Annotated in this window: 17 protein-coding genes; 9 read left to right on the top strand and 8 right to left on the bottom strand. The window is 71.5% G+C overall.

Annotation, left to right across the window (positions count from 1 at the left end):
* Positions 1-152 precede the first annotated feature (152 nt).
* From BLW86_RS09540 to BLW86_RS09525, 4 genes are all read left to right on the top strand, one after another.
* On the top strand, positions 153-2,699 hold the full coding sequence (locus BLW86_RS09540; RefSeq protein WP_093873629.1) for a sensor histidine kinase: 2,547 nt from the start codon (positions 153-155) through the stop codon (positions 2,697-2,699).
* Between the two features lie 125 nt (positions 2,700-2,824).
* Positions 2,825-3,511, top strand: coding sequence for a response regulator (locus tag BLW86_RS09535; RefSeq protein ID WP_093873628.1), 687 nt, complete (start codon positions 2,825-2,827; stop codon positions 3,509-3,511).
* Between the two features lie 69 nt (positions 3,512-3,580).
* Complete coding sequence (locus BLW86_RS09530) at positions 3,581-3,979, top strand: OB-fold nucleic acid binding domain-containing protein (protein ID WP_093873627.1); 399 nt, start codon at positions 3,581-3,583, stop codon at positions 3,977-3,979.
* A 3-nt stretch (positions 3,980-3,982) separates the two neighbouring features.
* The gene (locus BLW86_RS09525; protein ID WP_030687101.1) at positions 3,983-4,732 is read left to right on the top strand and encodes a DUF3159 domain-containing protein; all 750 of its coding nucleotides are present in this window, start codon (positions 3,983-3,985) and stop codon (positions 4,730-4,732) included.
* Positions 4,733-4,894: 162 nt separating this feature from the next.
* On the opposite strand, the gene BLW86_RS09520 is transcribed toward BLW86_RS09525, so the two are convergent.
* Both BLW86_RS09520 and BLW86_RS09515 read right to left on the bottom strand, forming a co-directional pair.
* Positions 4,895-5,575 (bottom strand): potassium channel family protein, encoded by a 681-nt coding sequence (locus tag BLW86_RS09520; RefSeq protein ID WP_093873626.1) that lies wholly within the window; start codon positions 5,573-5,575, stop codon positions 4,895-4,897.
* On the bottom strand, positions 5,575-6,243 hold the full coding sequence (locus BLW86_RS09515; protein WP_041131658.1) for a potassium channel family protein: 669 nt from the start codon (positions 6,241-6,243) through the stop codon (positions 5,575-5,577). The genes BLW86_RS09520 and BLW86_RS09515 overlap by 1 nt, the downstream gene beginning before the upstream one ends.
* Before the next feature lie 234 nt (positions 6,244-6,477).
* On the opposite strand from BLW86_RS09515, the gene BLW86_RS09510 reads away from it, so the two are divergent.
* Both BLW86_RS09510 and BLW86_RS09505 read left to right on the top strand, forming a co-directional pair.
* Positions 6,478-8,529, top strand: a complete 2,052-nt coding sequence (locus BLW86_RS09510; RefSeq protein ID WP_093873625.1) for an APC family permease — start codon at positions 6,478-6,480, stop codon at positions 8,527-8,529.
* A gap of 85 nt (positions 8,530-8,614) precedes the next feature.
* Positions 8,615-9,943 (top strand): class I SAM-dependent RNA methyltransferase, encoded by a 1,329-nt coding sequence (locus BLW86_RS09505; RefSeq protein WP_093873624.1) that lies wholly within the window; start codon positions 8,615-8,617, stop codon positions 9,941-9,943.
* A 173-nt stretch (positions 9,944-10,116) separates the two neighbouring features.
* On the opposite strand, the gene BLW86_RS09500 is transcribed toward BLW86_RS09505, so the two are convergent.
* From BLW86_RS09500 to rpmB, 6 genes are all read right to left on the bottom strand, one after another.
* Positions 10,117-10,569: a hypothetical protein gene (locus BLW86_RS09500; protein WP_093873623.1), complete on the bottom strand. Its 453-nt coding sequence runs from the start codon at positions 10,567-10,569 to the stop codon at positions 10,117-10,119.
* A gap of 24 nt (positions 10,570-10,593) precedes the next feature.
* Complete coding sequence (locus tag BLW86_RS09495; RefSeq protein WP_093873622.1) at positions 10,594-10,806, bottom strand: hypothetical protein; 213 nt, start codon at positions 10,804-10,806, stop codon at positions 10,594-10,596.
* 172 nt (positions 10,807-10,978) lie between these two features.
* Positions 10,979-12,139, bottom strand: coding sequence for a GTP-binding protein (locus tag BLW86_RS09490; protein WP_093873621.1), 1,161 nt, complete (start codon positions 12,137-12,139; stop codon positions 10,979-10,981).
* Positions 12,140-12,143: 4 nt separating this feature from the next.
* On the bottom strand, positions 12,144-12,314 hold the full coding sequence (rpmF, locus tag BLW86_RS09485; RefSeq protein WP_093873620.1) for a 50S ribosomal protein L32: 171 nt from the start codon (positions 12,312-12,314) through the stop codon (positions 12,144-12,146).
* 541 nt (positions 12,315-12,855) lie between these two features.
* Entirely contained in the window at positions 12,856-13,161 is a 306-nt protein-coding gene (rpsN, locus tag BLW86_RS09480) for a 30S ribosomal protein S14 (RefSeq protein ID WP_093873619.1), read from the bottom strand.
* Positions 13,161-13,397 (bottom strand): 50S ribosomal protein L28, encoded by a 237-nt coding sequence (gene rpmB / locus BLW86_RS09475; RefSeq protein WP_093873618.1) that lies wholly within the window; start codon positions 13,395-13,397, stop codon positions 13,161-13,163. Before rpmB ends, rpsN begins: the two co-directional genes overlap by 1 nt.
* 79 nt (positions 13,398-13,476) lie before the next feature.
* Here rpmB and rpmG point away from each other — a divergent pair, with 79 nt between their 5' ends.
* From rpmG to BLW86_RS09460, 3 genes are all read left to right on the top strand, one after another.
* Positions 13,477-13,641, top strand: a complete 165-nt coding sequence (gene rpmG, locus BLW86_RS09470) for a 50S ribosomal protein L33 (protein WP_093873617.1) — start codon at positions 13,477-13,479, stop codon at positions 13,639-13,641.
* A 64-nt stretch (positions 13,642-13,705) separates the two neighbouring features.
* Complete coding sequence (locus BLW86_RS09465; RefSeq protein ID WP_093873616.1) at positions 13,706-13,951, top strand: type B 50S ribosomal protein L31; 246 nt, start codon at positions 13,706-13,708, stop codon at positions 13,949-13,951.
* Positions 13,951-15,105, top strand: a complete 1,155-nt coding sequence (locus tag BLW86_RS09460; RefSeq protein WP_093873615.1) for a CobW family GTP-binding protein — start codon at positions 13,951-13,953, stop codon at positions 15,103-15,105. Before BLW86_RS09465 ends, BLW86_RS09460 begins: the two co-directional genes overlap by 1 nt.
* Positions 15,106-15,142: the final 37 nt, after the last annotated feature.

The raw sequence follows: 15,142 nt of genomic DNA, 5'->3' as shown, positions 1-15,142 counted from the left end.
CTGCGGAGGGCATGCCGTCGGCGGGGCAGGTCGACGGCGGAGAGCATGCCGTCGGCGAGGCGGGTCGCGGGGCACATCAGGATCACGTCAATACCGCCCCCGGCCTCTCCCCGCGTACCGAATGTCCGATTGGCTGGACGTATGGTCGAGCCATGGGACGCGGCAAGCTTCGGATCTACCTCGGCGCTGCGCCGGGCGTCGGCAAGACCTACGCGATGCTCGCCGAGGGCCGCCGCCGGGTGGAGCGCGGCACGGACTGCGTGGTGGCGTTCGTGGAGCACCACGGGCGGCCGCGCACGGAGGCCATGCTGCACGGCCTGGAGGAGGTCCCGCGCCGCGCCCTGGAGCACCGGGGGGCGGCCTTCACGGAGATGGACGTCGACGCCGTCCTCGCCCGCCGTCCCGCCGTCGCCCTCGTCGACGAGCTCGCCCACACGAACGTGCCGGGCTCCCGCAATCCCAAGCGGTGGCAGGACGTCGCCGAGCTGCTCGCGGCCGGCATCGACGTCGTGTCGACCGTCAACATCCAGCACCTGGAGTCCCTCGGCGACGTCGTCGAGGCGATCACCGGGGTACGGCAGCGGGAGACCGTCCCCGACGAGGTGGTGCGCCGGGCCGACCAGATCGAGCTGGTCGACATGTCCCCGGAGGCGCTGCGGCGGCGGATGGCCCACGGCAACGTCTACACCTCGGACAAGGTCGACGCGGCCCTCTCCAACTACTTCCGCCCCGGCAACCTCACGGCCCTGCGCGAGCTGGCCCTGCTCTGGACCGCCGACCGGGTCGACGAGTACCTCCGGCAGTACCGGGGCGAGCACGACATCCGCTCCACCTGGCAGGCCCGGGAGCGCATCGTCGTCGGCCTGACCGGCGGCCCCGAGGGCCGCACCCTCATACGCCGCGCCACCCGGCTCGCCGAGAAGGGCGCCGGCGGCGAGGTCCTCGCCGTCTACATCGCCCGCAGCGACGGGCTCACCGCCGCCTCGCCGAAGGAGCTGGCGGTCCAGCGCACCCTCGTCGAGGACCTCGGCGGGACGTTCCACCACGTCATCGGCGACGACGTCCCCTCGGCGCTCCTGGAATTCGCCCGCGGGGTCAACGCCACCCAGATCGTCCTCGGCTCCAGCCGCCGCCGGACCTGGCAGTACGTGCTCGGCCCCGGCGTCGGCCAGACCGTGGCCCGCGACTCCGGGCCCGACCTCGACGTCCACATCGTCACCCACGGCGAGGTCGCCAAGGGCCGGGGCCTGCCCGTCGCGCGCGGAGCCCGCCTGGGCCGCTCCCGGATCCTCGGCGGCTGGCTCGTCGGCGTCGCGGGCCCGGTCGCCCTGGCCCTGCTCCTCACGCACGTCGACGCCGACCTCGGGCTCGCCAACGACATGCTGCTCTTCCTCGCCCTGACCGTGGCCGCCGCGCTGCTCGGCGGGTTCCTGCCGGCGCTCGCCTCGGCCGCCGCCGGCTCCCTCCTCCTCAACTGGTTCTTCACCCCGCCGGTCCACCGCCTGACCATCGCCGACCCCCTGAACATCGTCGCCATCGCCGTCTTCTTCGGCGTCGCGATGTCGGTCGCCTCCGTGGTGGACCTGGCCGCCCGGCGCACCCACCAGGCCGCCCGGCTGCGCGCCGAGTCCGAGGTGCTCTCCTATCTGGCCGGCAGTGTGCTGCGCGGCGAGACGAGCCTGGACGCCCTCCTGGAACGGGTCCGCGAGACCTTCTCCATGGAGTCGGTGGCCCTCCTGGAGCGCGCGGGCGGGGCCGAGCCGTGGACACGGGCGGCGAGCGTCGGCCCCCACCCCGCGGCCCGGCCGGAGGACGCGGACGTGGACATGCCCGTCGGCGACCACCTGGCGCTCGCCCTGACCGGCCGGGTGCTGCCCGCCGAGGACCGGCGGGTGCTCGGTGCCTTCGCCGCCCAGGCCGCGGTCGTCCTCGACCGGCAGCGGCTCGTCGGCGAGGCGGAGGAGGCCCGGAAGCTGGCCGAGGGCAACAAGATCCGCACCTCCCTGCTCGCCGCCGTCAGCCACGACCTGCGGACCCCGCTCGCGAGCATCAAGGCCTCCGTCTCCTCCCTCCGCTCCGACGACGTCGAGTGGTCCGAGCAGGACCGGGCCGAGCTCCTGGAGGGCATCGAGGCCGGCGCCGACCGCCTCGACCACCTCGTGGGCAACCTCCTCGACATGTCCCGCCTCCAGACCGGCACCGTGAGGCCCCTGATCCGCGCCGTCGACCTCGACGAGGTCGTCCCCATGGCCCTCGGGGGAGTGCCGGACGGCAGCGCCGAGCTCGACGTCCCCGAGACGCTGCCCATGGTCGAGGTCGACAAGGGCCTCCTGGAGCGGGCCGTCGCCAACATCGTGGAGAACGCCGTGAAGTACAGCCCCGAGGACGTGCCCGTCGCCGTCGCCGCCAGCGCCCTGGGGGGCCGGGTCGAGCTGCGGGTCGTGGACCGCGGCCCCGGCGTCCCCGACGAGGCCAAGGACGGCATCTTCGAGCCCTTCCAGCGCCTCGGCGACGCCCCGCGCGGCTCCGGCGTCGGCCTCGGCCTCGCGGTCGCCCGCGGCTTCGTCGAGGCCATGGGCGGGACGCTCGGCGCCGAGGACACCCCCGGCGGCGGCCTCACCATGGTGCTCACCCTGCGCGCGGCGCCGGGCGGGCCCCGGGCCCCGGCCGCCGACCTCCCGGCCCGCGCCGTGACCTGACCCGCGGGCCCGTGCCCTCGGCCGCCGGGCCCATGACCCGACCCGGCCGCCGGGCCCGTGCCCGTATTCACCACCGTGACTCACCTCCGTACCTACCGACACGACGAAGAAGGCAGGCCCCCTCCATGACCCGGGTCCTCGTGGTCGACGACGAGCCGCAGATCGTCCGCGCCCTGGTGATCAACCTGAAGGCGCGGAAGTACGAGGTCGACGCCGCGCCCGACGGCGCCACCGCCCTCCGGCTCGCCGCCGAACGCCAACCCGACGTCGTCGTCCTCGACCTCGGACTGCCCGACATGGACGGCGTCGACGTGATCAAGGAGCTGCGCGGCTGGACGAGGGTGCCGATCCTGGTCCTGTCCGCCCGGCAGACCTCCGACGAGAAGGTCGAGGCGCTCGACGCGGGCGCCGACGACTACGTCACCAAGCCCTTCGGCATGGACGAGCTGCTCGCCCGGCTGCGCGCGGCCGTGCGCCGCGCCGAGCCGGTCGGCGGCGCCGAGGACGGGGTCGCCGTGGTCGAGACCGAGGGCTTCACCGTCGACCTGGCCGCGAAGAAGGTGCACCGCGACGGGCGCGACGTCCGGCTCACCCCCACCGAGTGGCACCTCCTGGAGGTCCTCGTCCGCAACGCCGGCCGACTCGTCAGCCAGAAGCAGCTGCTCCAGGAGGTCTGGGGACCCTCGTACGGCACGGAGACCAACTACCTCCGGGTCTACATGGCGCAGCTCCGCCGCAAGCTGGAGTCCGACCCCTCGCACCCGCGCCACTTCGTCACCGAACCGGGCATGGGGTACCGCTTCGAACGCTGAACCGGGAGCAGTACGAGCGGGTGGTCCGGGGCCGCTTCCGGTGACAGCGGCGGCCGGTACGCTTTCTGTATGAGTGCTGCACCACGTACAGAGAAGCCGGCCGGAAGGTTCCGCCGGATGCTCGACCGGCTCTCCTCCTCCCCGGAGGACCTGGAGTCGGAGGAGCTCCAGGAGGACGCCCAGGCCTCGGGGTGCACGCGTATCTCCGACTGCTCCGACCGACAGATAGTCAAGGTGACTGGTACCTTGCGCACGGTCACGCTGCGTCCCCGGGCCGGTGTGCCCGCGCTGGAGGCCGAGCTCTTCGACGGCACGGCACCGCTCGACGTCGTGTGGCTCGGCCGGCGCTCCATCGTGGGCATCGAACCGGGCCGCAAGCTGATCGCCTCCGGCCGGATCTCCATGAGCCACGGCCGGCGGGTCCTCTTCAACCCCAAATACGAGCTCCGACCGCTCGGACAGGAGTAGCCGGTGACGTCCCTCGACAAGCCGACCGCGGACCGGTCGACCCCGGACCAGGACGCCCAGGCGGACAAGGCCGTGACCGAGGCCGCGCTCTTCGAGGCCTTCGGCGGTCTGCGGGGCATGATCGAGACGGTCCTGCCCGGCCTGCTGTTCGTCACGATCTTCACGATCAACAAGGACCTGCACGTCTCGGCCATCGCCGCGCTCGCGGTCTCGCTGGTCCTGGTGGCCGTCCGGCTGATCCGTCGGGACACCGTCAAGCACGCCTTCAGCGGCGTCTTCGGCGTCGCCTTCGGCGTGGTCTTCGCGATGATGACGGGCAACGCCAAGGACTTCTACCTGCCGGGCATGCTCTACACCCTGGGCCTCGCCCTGGCGTACATCATCACCGCGCTCGCCGGAGTGCCCCTGATCGGCCTGATCCTCGGCCCGGTCTTCAAGGAGAACCTCTCCTGGCGCACCCGCAACCCGGGCCGCAAGAAGGCCTACACCAAGGCCAGCTGGGCCTGGGGCCTGATCCTGCTCGGCAAGTGCGCGATCCTCTTCCCGATGTACTGGTGGGCCGACACCACCAAGTTCGGCTGGGTGCTCGTCGCCCTCAAGATCCCGCCGTTCCTGCTCGCGGTGTACCTCACCTGGGTGTTCCTCGCGAAGGCCCCGGCGCCGATCGACGTCTTCGCCGAGATGGAGGCCGAGGAGCGCGCCGAGAAGGAACGCAAGGCGGCCGCCGCCGCGCAGCGCCACCCGGAGGCCTGAGAAGCGGTACGCGAAAGGGCCCGGACCTGTCCGTCAGGTCCGGGCCCTTTCGCGTACGCACCCAGGAGGCCAGGCCTCCGCGTACGCACTCACTCAGGAGGTCAGGCCTCCGCGTACGCACTCAGGAGGCCAGGCCTCCGAGTTGCGCACCCAGTCGGGAGGTCAGGACTCCGACCCGGCCTCGCGGCGGACCTGGAGGAGGTCCTCCAGCTGCTCCTCGCGGGCCTGCGCGGCCACGAACAGCAGCTCGTCGCCGGCCTCCAGGGTCTCCTCGGGGCTCGGCGTCAGCACCCGCGAACCGCGGATGATCGTCACCAGCGAGGTGTCCTGCGGCCAGGCCACGTCCCCGACGGCGGTGCCGGCGACCGCCGACTCCGGCGGCAGCGTCAGCTCGACCAGGTTCGCGTCGCCGTGGCTGAAGCGGAGCAGCCGGACCAGGTCGCCGACGCTCACCGCCTCCTCGACCAGGGCCGACATCAGTCGCGGCGTCGAGACGGCCACGTCCACGCCCCAGGCCTCGTTGAACAGCCACTCGTTCTTCGGGTTGTTCACCCGGGCGACCACGCGCGGCACGCCGTACTCGGTCTTGGCGAGCAGCGAGACGACCAGGTTCACCTTGTCGTCACCGGTCGCCGCGATCACCACGTTGCAGCGCTGCAGCGCCGCCTCGTCCAGCGAGGTGATCTCGCAGGCGTCGGCGAGCAGCCACTCCGCCTGCGGCACCCGCTCCACCGAGATGGCGGTCGGCGCCTTGTCGACCAGCAGGACCTCGTGGCCGTTCTCCAGGAGCTCGCCCGCGATGGAACGGCCCACCGCGCCCGCGCCCGCAATAGCGACACGCATCAGTGACCGCCCTCCTCGGGACCCTCGGCGAAGGCCGCCTCGACCTTCGCGATCTCGTCCGTACGCATCATCACGTGCACCAGGTCACCTTCCTGGAGCACCGTCTGCGAGGTCGGCAGAATCGCTTCGCCCAGTCGGGTGAGGAAGGCGACGCGGACGCCGGTCTCCTCCTGGAGCCGGCTCACCTTGTGACCGATCCACGCCGGGGAGGTGTGCACCTCGGCGAGCTGCACGCCACCGCTCGGGTCGCGCCACAGCGGCTCCGCGCCCGAGGGCAGCAGCCGGCGGAGCATCTGGTCGGCGGTCCAGCGGACCGTCGCGACCGTCGGGATCCCGAGGCGCTGGTAGACCTCGGCGCGACGCGGGTCGTAGATCCGCGCCGCCACGTTCTCGATGCCGAACATCTCGCGCGCGACCCGCGCCGCGATGATGTTGGAGTTGTCGCCGCTGCTCACCGCGGCGAAGGCACCGGCCTCCTCGATCCCGGCCTCGCGCAGCGTGTCCTGGTCGAAGCCCACGCCCGTGACCCGCCGGCCGCCGAAGCCCGAGCCCAGACGGCGGAAAGCCGTCGGGTCCTGGTCCACGACCGCGACGGTGTGCCCCTGCTGCTCCAGGGTCTGCGCGAGAGCGGCTCCCACTCGCCCGCAGCCCATGATGACGATGTGCACGTCCCCTTACCCCGCACTCCTGATCGCCCTGCTGACCTGCGAATCCACCCTGCTCACAACTTTCCTCGCCCGATCGGCCCGGGCCGTGGCGGGCAACGCCCTGACGGGTCGCCCGGTCCGAGCTTAAGCGGCAACGCTGGCGGGGACCGCATCCGAGGTGGTACTCAGGGAGATTCGGTGCCGATCGGGGGTGCCGGTGCGCGTGGCTCTTTTCGAACGCTTACGATCCTCTCCGTGTCCAAACTGACCGACGTGCCCAAACGGATCCTGATCGGGCGGGCCCTGCGCAGCGACAAGCTGGGAGAGACCCTTCTCCCGAAGCGGATCGCCCTCCCCGTCTTCGCCTCCGACCCGCTGTCCTCGGTGGCGTACGCCCCCGGCGAGGTGCTGCTCGTCCTCTCCGTCGCCGGCCTGTCGGCCTACCACTTCAGCCCGTGGATCGCGCTCGCGGTCGTCGTCCTGATGTTCACGGTGGTCGCGTCGTACCGGCAGAACGTGCACGCGTACCCGAGCGGCGGCGGCGACTACGAGGTCGCCACCACCAACCTCGGGCCGAAGGCCGGACTCACCGTCGCGAGCGCCCTGCTCGTGGACTACGTGCTGACCGTCGCCGTGTCGATCGCCTCGGGCATCGAGAACCTCGGCTCGGCGGTCCCCTTCGTCGTCGAGCACAAGGTCGCCTCGGCCATCGCCGTCATCCTGCTGCTCACCCTGATGAACCTGCGCGGAGTGAAGGAGTCGGGCAGCCTCTTCGCCATCCCGACGTACGTCTTCGTCGCCGGCGTCTTCATCATGATCATCTGGGGCGCGTACCGGGGACTCGTCCTCGACGAGACCATGAGGGCCCCCACCGCGAGCTTCGAGATCAAGGCCGAGCACCAGGGCCTGGCCGGCTTCGCGCTGGTCTTCCTGCTGCTGCGGGCGTTCTCCTCCGGCTGTGCCGCCCTCACCGGCGTCGAGGCCATCTCCAACGGCGTCCCCGCCTTCCGCAAGCCGAAGTCGAAGAACGCCGCCACCACGCTCGCCCTCATGGGCGGCCTGGCCGTCACCATGTTCTGCGGCATCATCTTCCTGGCCATGGCCACCGACGTCCGGATGGCCGAGAACCCCGGCGAGGACCTGCTGCACAACGGCGTCCCGCTCGGCGCGGGCTACGTCCAGGACCCGGTCATCTCCCAGGTCGCGGCCGCCGTCTTCGGCGACGGAACGTTCTTGTTCGTCGTCCTCGCCGCCGCCACCGCCCTCGTCCTCTTCCTGGCCGCCAACACCGCGTACAACGGCTTCCCGCTCCTCGGCTCGATCCTCGCCCAGGACCGGTACCTGCCGCGCCAGCTGCACACCCGCGGCGACCGCCTCACCTTCTCCAACGGCATCGTGCTCCTCGCCGGCGCCGCCGCCCTCCTCGTCTGGATCTACGGAGCCGACTCCACCCGACTGATCCAGCTCTACATCGTCGGCGTCTTCGTCTCCTTCACCCTCAGCCAGATCGGCATGGTCCGGCACTGGAACCGGCACCTGACGACGGAGCGGGACCCGGCCAACCGCCGCCACATGATCCGCTCCCGCGCGATCAACGCCTTCGGCGCCTTCTTCACCGGCCTCGTCCTCGTCGTCGTCCTCGCCACCAAGTTCACGCACGGCGCCTGGGTCGCCCTGCTCGGCATGGTGATCTTCTACGGGACGATGACCGCGATCCGTAAGCACTACGACTCCGTCGCCGAGGAGATCGCCGCCGCCGAGGAGCGCCCCGACGAGTACGTGCGCCCCTCCCGCGTCCGCTCGGTCGTCCTCGTCTCCAAGCTCCACAAGCCGACCCTGCGCGCCCTGGCCTACGCCAAGCTGCTGCACGCCAGCGAGCTGGAGGCGCTCACCGTGAGCGTCGACCCCGTCGAGACCAAGGCGCTCAAGGAGGAGTGGGAGCGGCGCGGCATCAACGTCCCGCTCAAGATCCTCGACTCGCCCTACCGGGAGATCACCCGCCCGGTCGTCGAGTACGTGAAGAACATCCGCCGCGAGAGCCCGCGCGACGCCGTCTCCGTCTACATTCCCGAGTACGTCGTCGGCCACTGGTACGAGCACCTGCTCCACAACCAGTCCGCACTCCGCCTCAAGGGCCGGCTGCTCTTCACCCCCGGCGTGATGGTCACGTCCGTCCCGTACCAGCTCCAGTCCTCCGAGGTCGCGAAGAAGCGGGCCAGGAAGCGCCAGGAGTGGAACGCGCCGGGCTCCGTCCGCCGCGGCCCGGTGGAGAAGCGCCAGAAGGAACCCACCGCAAAGAACAACTGAGAAACAGCAACTAGACTGGTGGGCTGCCGTCGGACCGTGGTCCGAGCGGCAGCCCACCTTCTTCTTCCCCCTGGAGTCCCCGGTCATGCAGAACACCCCTGTTACGTCGCTGGTCGGGGCGGAGTACGAGGTAGAGGTCGGCCCGGTCGCCCACGGCGGCCACTGCATCGCCCGTACGGAAGCCGGCCGGGTCCTCTTCGTCCGCCACGCCCTGCCCGGCGAGCGCGTCCGGGTGCGGGTCACCGAGGGCGAGGAGACCTCCCGCTTCCTGCGCGCCGACGCGATCGAGATCCTGGACGCCTCCAAGGACCGCGTCGAGGCCCCCTGCCCCTTCGCCGGACCCGGCAAGTGCGGCGGCTGCGACTGGCAGCACGCCAAGCCCGGCGCCCAGCGCCGCCTGAAGGGCGAGGTCATCGCGGAACAGCTCCAGCGCCTGGCCGGGCTCACCCCGGAGGAGGCCGGCTGGGACGGCACCGTCATGCCCGCCGAGGGCGACAAGCTCCCCGCGGGCGAGGTCCCGCAGTGGCGCACCCGCGTCCAGTACGCGGTCGACGCCGAGGGCCACGCGGGCCTGCGCAAGCACCGCTCCCACGAGGTCGAGATCATCGACCACTGCATGATCGCGGCGGAGGGCGTCTCGGAGCTGGGCATCGAGAAGCGCGACTGGGCGGGCATGGCCGCCGTCGAGGCCATCGCGGCCTCGGGCTCCAACGACCGCCAGGTCATCCTCACCCCCCGCCCGGGCGCCCGCCTGCCCCTGGTGGAGCTGGACAAGCCGGTCTCCGTGATGCGCGTCGACGAGAAGGACGGCGGCGTCCACCGCGTCCACGGCCGCGCCTTCGTCCGCGAGCGCGCCGACGACCGCACCTACCGCGTCGGCAGCGGCGGCTTCTGGCAGGTCCACCCGAAGGCCGCGCAGACCCTGATGCTCGCCGTCATGCAGGGCCTCACCCCCCGCAAGGGCGAGACGGCCCTCGACCTCTACTGCGGCGTCGGCCTCTTCGCGGGCGCCCTCGCCGACCGCGTCGGCGACCAGGGCGCGGTCCTCGGCATCGAGTCCGGCAAGCGCGCGGTCGAGGACGCCCGCCACAACCTGGCCGGCTTCCCGCGCGTCCGCATCGAACAGGGCAAGGTCGAGTCGGTCCTCCCGCGCACCGGCATCACCGAGGTCGACCTCATCGTCCTGGACCCGCCCCGCGCGGGCGCCGGCAAGCAGACGGTCCACCACCTGGCCGGCCTGGGCGCCCGCCGCATCGCCTACGTGGCCTGCGACCCGGCAGCCCTGGCCCGAGACCTCGCCTACTTCGCGGAACGCGGCTACAAGGTCCGGACCCTGCGGGCGTTCGACCTGTTCCCGATGACGCATCATGTGGAGTGCGTGGCGATTCTGGAGCCGGCGAAGAAGGACGCATGACCTGCTGTTTTGCGGGTGCGCTTTATGTGTGGTGTGGGCGTTACGGGCGATGTCTTGACGCTGAGATCAAGCTCGTGACGCCCATGTGACGCTCGTTCTGATGGGGAGTCAGGACGGGGGGTCTGCCAGGCCCGACCAACACCATGCACTGCCCTCCCCTCCGGTGGAGTGAGTCAGGCTCCTTCCATGACCGAGAGGTGGTGGCGGAGCTCGTCGGCCACTCGTGCCGTGTCGCCGTCGGCGGGGAGGCGCCAGTCCGTTTCGATGCCCTGTTCCACGGCCGACTCGCTGCTGAAGCGGACGAGGTCGGGGGTGGGCAGGTAGGTGTCGCGCAGCCAGAGAAGGAAGGGGGCCGCCTCGCCCGCCGTGGTGTCGGCCAGCATCACGCAGTCCCGCCCGTGGACGGTGGCGGTGCCGTCGTACTCGGTGCCTTCGTCGGTGGCCGCCCAGAAGGAGAGGTACGGCTCGCCCTGGTGGGTGCGGTCCTGGCGGACCTTGTAGCGGACCTCGGAGAACGATTCCCGCAGGGCTTCGCCCAGGGCGGCCAGGTCGAGGCCCCAGGCATGCGGCTCCCGCTCCGGGGCGTAGAACAAGAACGTGGTCCGGCCGTCGTCATCGTGCGTCATCGGATACATCCTTCCTGGGACGGGTCACTTCACGTACCGGGCAGTGCCGGGAAGCTGCTGGAGGCCGTGAGCGTCTGCCAGTACGCCGCGGCGGGTGCTCACCCAGGCGGCGAACTCCTTGCGCTCCTCGCCCGCGCCGCCGAGGCCGACCGCGCCCCTCCCCTGGTCGGCGACAGCGTCGGCGTCCTCTGCGTCGGGCCGCGATAGGCACGCGGCGTCCTTCTCGCGGTGCTCCACCGTCCGTCCGTGGAGCGGGATGAGGAGTGTCTCCTGGACCGCGTCCCGGAAAGGGCCGTGCCTCGTCCTTCATGCCTTCCTCCACCTTCATGCCTCCCTCCACGAAAAGGCCGGGCCGGACGGTGCCGTGGCTGCGACCACCGTTCGGCCCGGAGTGTGTGGGGCCGATGTGTCAGGCCGCCTGTTCGTGCTCGCAGGCGTCCTCGATGCCGTACGTTTCCCACGCGGGGAACTCGTCGTCGGCGGGAACGGCCTCGCCCGGCACCAGCAGGCAGGCTTCCAGCGCCGCGCGCAGGGCTTCGGCGCGCAGGCCGGTGCCGATGAAGACCAGTTCCTGGCCCTGCGTGGTCTCCGGACCGAGGGCACCGGACGGTTCGAACCGGGCGACGGCACCGGCCTGGGACCACAGGCCCGTCACCCGGGGCCGGCTGGCGAGCCGGAAGAATCCCTTGGAGCGCAGGACGCGGCCGAAGGTGCCGCTGTCAAGGCCCTTGGTGACGAAGGTCCACAGCCGTCCGGGATGGAACGGCAGATCGGAGCGGAACACCAGCGAGGAGATGCCGTACTCCTCGGTCTCCGGCACGTGGTCCCCGTTGAGCTCCTTCACCCAGCCGGGGGCCTGCTGGGCGCGTTCGACGTCGAACAGGCCGGTGCCCAGGATGTGTTCCAGCGGGATCTGTCCGCGCACGGCCGGGACGATCCGCGCCTCCGGGTTGAGCCGGGACAGCGTGGCACGGAGCCGACGCGCCTCCTCCGGGCCGACCAGGTCGAGCTTGTTGAGGACGAGGACGTCCGCGAACTCGACCTGGTCCATGAGGAGATCGCTGACGGTGCGCTCGTCGTCCTCGTACTGATCGAGGCCGCGCGCGACGAGTTCGTCGCCGCCGTCGAGCTCCGGCAGGAAGCCGGCGGCGTCCACGACGGTCACCATCGTGTCCAGGCGGGCGAGGTCGCCGAGGGTGGCGCCGTCGTCCCGGGGAAAGGAGAAGGTCGCGGCGACCGGCATGGGCTCGGAGATGCCGCTGGACTCGATGAGCAGGTGGTCGAAGCGGCCCTCGCGGGCGAGCCGGTCGACCTCCTCCAGGAGGTCGTCGCGCAGGGTGCAGCAGATGCACCCGTTGGTCATCTCGACCAGTCGCTCCTCGGTGCGGGACAGGGCCGCCTCTCCGCCCCGCACGAGCGCCGCGTCGATGTTGACCTCGCTCATGTCGTTGACGATGACCGCGACGCGCAGTCCTTCGCGATTGCCGAGCACATGATTGAGGAGGGTGGTCTTCCCCGCGCCGAGGAAGCCGGACAGCACGGTCACCGGCAGGCGGTCGTACGAGGCCATGCGCTCAGCCCTCGGGGCGGACGAGGCCGCGCTCGTACGCCTTCACCAGACGCTGCGGGACCTGGTGGACGACGCCGTCGACAGTGATCGGCACCAGCTGGGGCGTGGTCGCCTTCCACTGGGCGCGGCGGTGGCGGGTGTTGCTGCGGGACATCTTCCGCTTGGGGACGGCCATCGTGAGACTCCTCGGTCCGGTACCTGACACGGAGACGCTATATGAAAATGGATGCCATTATCAATATGACGTCGCGTGGCTGAAGGCTGTGCGGCTGGAGAGGGGGCCCGGCCGCCCGCTCCACCTCGCGCGGCCCGGCGACGGCTCGGCGTCCGTGACCCGTGCGCCGTCCGGGGCGGCCATGAGGAGTGCGTCGGCGGCCGCGGCCCTGTTGCGCCACAGCCGCGACAGGAAGGGGATGCTGTCGATCTCCTGGGGGAGGGCGGGGGGTGCGTGTGTCCTTCTTGGCCCGCCGCAGCGCGGCCAGGTCCTGTCGCGGGATCGCCGTCGGGGCCCCTGTCGCCCGGATGGGGCGCGCGCCCCCATGGAGGGGGAGGGGTGTCCGGCGGTCATGGGTGCTGGGCGGCCTCGGCCTCTCGGGTGTCCGCGCGCGGCCCCCCTGGTCCCCCTCGCGGGTCCGCGGGGTGCCGCACGCGGACGAGAGCGCCCTTAAACGCTCATGGCATCCATTTTCAATGGGCGGTCGCGGTCGCGTTCTCGTCTACCAGGACGACTTGGTCACTCCCGGCAGGAGTCCGGCGTGGGCCTGCTGCCTGGCCCGGACTCGGGAGAGTCCGAACTTGCGAAGGTGGCCGCGGGGGCGGCCGTCCACGCTGTCGCGGTTGCGTACGCGGGTGGCACTGGCATCGCGCGGTTGCCGGCGGAGCTCCGCCCGGGCGGTCTCGCGTTCGGCCGCGGTGGATGAGGGGTGGCGGATGATCTCCTTGAGTTCCGCCCGCCGTTCGGCGTGGCGCTCGACGATCTCCTTGCGCTTCTCGTTCTGCGCGATCTTGCTCTTCTTCGCCATCAGACCTTCCCTCCGCGCGCGCGGATCCGGGCCACGGCGGCCTCGATGCCGATCACGTCCACCGTCTTGATCGCCTTGGTGCTCAGCGTCAGACGGACGTGCCGTCCCTCGCTGGGCAGCCAGTAGCGCTTGCGCTGGATGTTCGGGTCGAAGCGCCGGGAGGTGCGCCGATGCGAATGGGAGATGGTGTTGCCGAATCCCGGCTTGGTGCCGGTCAGTTGGCAGTGGGCCGACATGGGTGGTGCCGCCTCTCTCGCTGGTGCGCGTGACCACGCGCGTATTGGTAATGAAAACCGTTGTCATATACTACCCAGCATGGCACGCACCGAGATCCGCCCCGTCCTCAAGCTCCGCTCCACCGCGGGCACCGGTTTCACCTGCGTCACGCGCAAGAACCGGCGCGACGACCCCGACCGGCTGGTGTTGCGCACGTACGACCCCCTCGTCGGCCGGCACGTCGACTTCCGCGAAGAGCGCTGACCCCGCCCGGTCCCGCGACCCCACCCGCCCCCCGACTGTCGAACGACCATCGAAAGGCCCTGTCATGAAGCCCGGAATCCACCCCGCCTACGAGCCCGTCGTCTTCCGCGACTCCGCCTCCGGCACCGCTTTCCTCACCCGCTCCACGATGACGAGTGACAAGACCGTCGAGTGGGAGGACGGCAACGTCTACCCGGTCGTCGACGTGGAGATCTCCTCGGCGAGCCACCCCTTCTACACGGGCACGGCGCGCGTCCTCGACACCGCCGGCCGCGTCGAGAAGTTCCAGCGCCGCTACGGAGCCCGTTGATGGAGCGCCACGATCACCAGCTCCCCGTCGTCATCGTCGCCGGCCTGCACGCCGACGCCCGGACCGAGGTCGTCGACCGCCTCCTGAAGGCCGTCCCCGGGAGTGTGGCGCTGCACCACGACCTGGCGGGGGCGCCCGACGGCAGCGTCCTCCGGCTGATCCGCGACGCCGCCGGTACGGTCTCCCGCGATGAGACGCCCCTGGTCGACGACTGCGCGTGCTGCGCACTGCGCGAGGACCTCGTCCCGGAACTGGAGCGGATGGCGGACGGCGGCCTGACCCGGCTCGCCGTGGTCGAGTTGTGGGACTCCGTCGAACCGAAGGCCATGGCGGAGGTGATCGCCGCTCACGGCGGCGACTGCCTGGCCCTGACGAACGTGATCACCGCCGTGGACCCCGCGCTCGTCCTGCCCTACCTCGCCAACGGCGACGACCTGGCCGAAGCCGGCCTCGCGGCGGCCGCCACCGACCAGCGGACCGTCGGGGACACCTGGGCCCGTCAGCTGGAGTACGCGCCCGTCCTCGCCGTCGTCGACAGCGACGCCGCCGACGACGAAGACCGTGCCCTGCTCGCGCAGTTGCACCCCACCGCGCGGCGAGTACCAGCGGGTTCCGTCGAGCTCGCCCGGGCCGCGTTCGCCGGCTTCGACGTGGAGGCCGCCGCGGCCGCCCAGCACCCCGCGTGCGCGCTGCTGCCCCAGGAAGCCGAGGACGCCGGCGTCGCCACCTTCGTGTGGCACCGTAGGCGTCCGTTCCATCCCGAACGCCTCTACGAGGCGCTTGAGGACCTGTGCCGCGCCGCCGCCCGCAGTCGCGGCCGGTTCTGGCTCGCCGACCGCCCCGACACCCTTCTCGCCTGGGACGCGGCCGGGGGCGCGCTGTGCGTGGAGAACGCAGGCCCCTGGCTGGCGTCGCTGCCGGACGCGGCCTGGGAGCTGGTCCCTCCCGTGCGCCGTGCGGCAGCCGCGCTCGACTGGCATCCCGACCACGGCGACTGCTGCCAGCACCTCGTGTTCACCTCGCCCGGCCTCGACCGTGACGGACTGGAACGGCTCCTCGACTCCTGCCTGCTGACGGACGCGGAGTACGGGTCGGGGCGCGAGGCCTGGAAGCGCCTGCCCGCCGCCTTCGACTCGCTCCTCGACGCCGCCTGACACCCACCCCGTACGACCATCCCCACCGCCACCTCAC

It is taken from the genome of Streptomyces sp. TLI_105 (assembly GCF_900105415.1).
In the GTDB taxonomy this organism is placed as follows: domain Bacteria; phylum Actinomycetota; class Actinomycetes; order Streptomycetales; family Streptomycetaceae; genus Streptomyces.
Note: the sequence above shows the minus strand (reverse complement) of the source record. Positions and strands in the feature narration are given on the sequence as shown.

What these genes read in the sequence shown, in the direction of transcription:
- BLW86_RS09540 (WP_093873629.1), top strand. Translation starts at nt 153, where the DNA reads ATGGGACGCGGCAAGCTTCGGATCTACCTCGGCGCTGCGCCGGGCGTC.
- BLW86_RS09535 (WP_093873628.1), top strand. Translation starts at nt 2,825, where the DNA reads ATGACCCGGGTCCTCGTGGTCGACGACGAGCCGCAGATCGTCCGCGCC.
- BLW86_RS09530 (WP_093873627.1), top strand. Translation starts at nt 3,581, where the DNA reads ATGAGTGCTGCACCACGTACAGAGAAGCCGGCCGGAAGGTTCCGCCGG.
- BLW86_RS09520 (WP_093873626.1), bottom strand. Translation starts at nt 5,575, where the DNA reads ATGCGTGTCGCTATTGCGGGCGCGGGCGCGGTGGGCCGTTCCATCGCG.
- BLW86_RS09505 (WP_093873624.1), top strand. Translation starts at nt 8,615, where the DNA reads ATGCAGAACACCCCTGTTACGTCGCTGGTCGGGGCGGAGTACGAGGTA.
- BLW86_RS09500 (WP_093873623.1), bottom strand. Translation starts at nt 10,569, where the DNA reads ATGACGCACGATGACGACGGCCGGACCACGTTCTTGTTCTACGCCCCG.
- BLW86_RS09490 (WP_093873621.1), bottom strand. Translation starts at nt 12,139, where the DNA reads ATGGCCTCGTACGACCGCCTGCCGGTGACCGTGCTGTCCGGCTTCCTC.
- rpmF (WP_093873620.1), bottom strand. Translation starts at nt 12,314, where the DNA reads ATGGCCGTCCCCAAGCGGAAGATGTCCCGCAGCAACACCCGCCACCGC.
- rpsN (WP_093873619.1), bottom strand. Translation starts at nt 13,161, where the DNA reads ATGGCGAAGAAGAGCAAGATCGCGCAGAACGAGAAGCGCAAGGAGATC.
- rpmB (WP_093873618.1), bottom strand. Translation starts at nt 13,397, where the DNA reads ATGTCGGCCCACTGCCAACTGACCGGCACCAAGCCGGGATTCGGCAAC.
- rpmG (WP_093873617.1), top strand. Translation starts at nt 13,477, where the DNA reads ATGGCACGCACCGAGATCCGCCCCGTCCTCAAGCTCCGCTCCACCGCG.
- BLW86_RS09465 (WP_093873616.1), top strand. Translation starts at nt 13,706, where the DNA reads ATGAAGCCCGGAATCCACCCCGCCTACGAGCCCGTCGTCTTCCGCGAC.
- BLW86_RS09460 (WP_093873615.1), top strand. Translation starts at nt 13,951, where the DNA reads ATGGAGCGCCACGATCACCAGCTCCCCGTCGTCATCGTCGCCGGCCTG.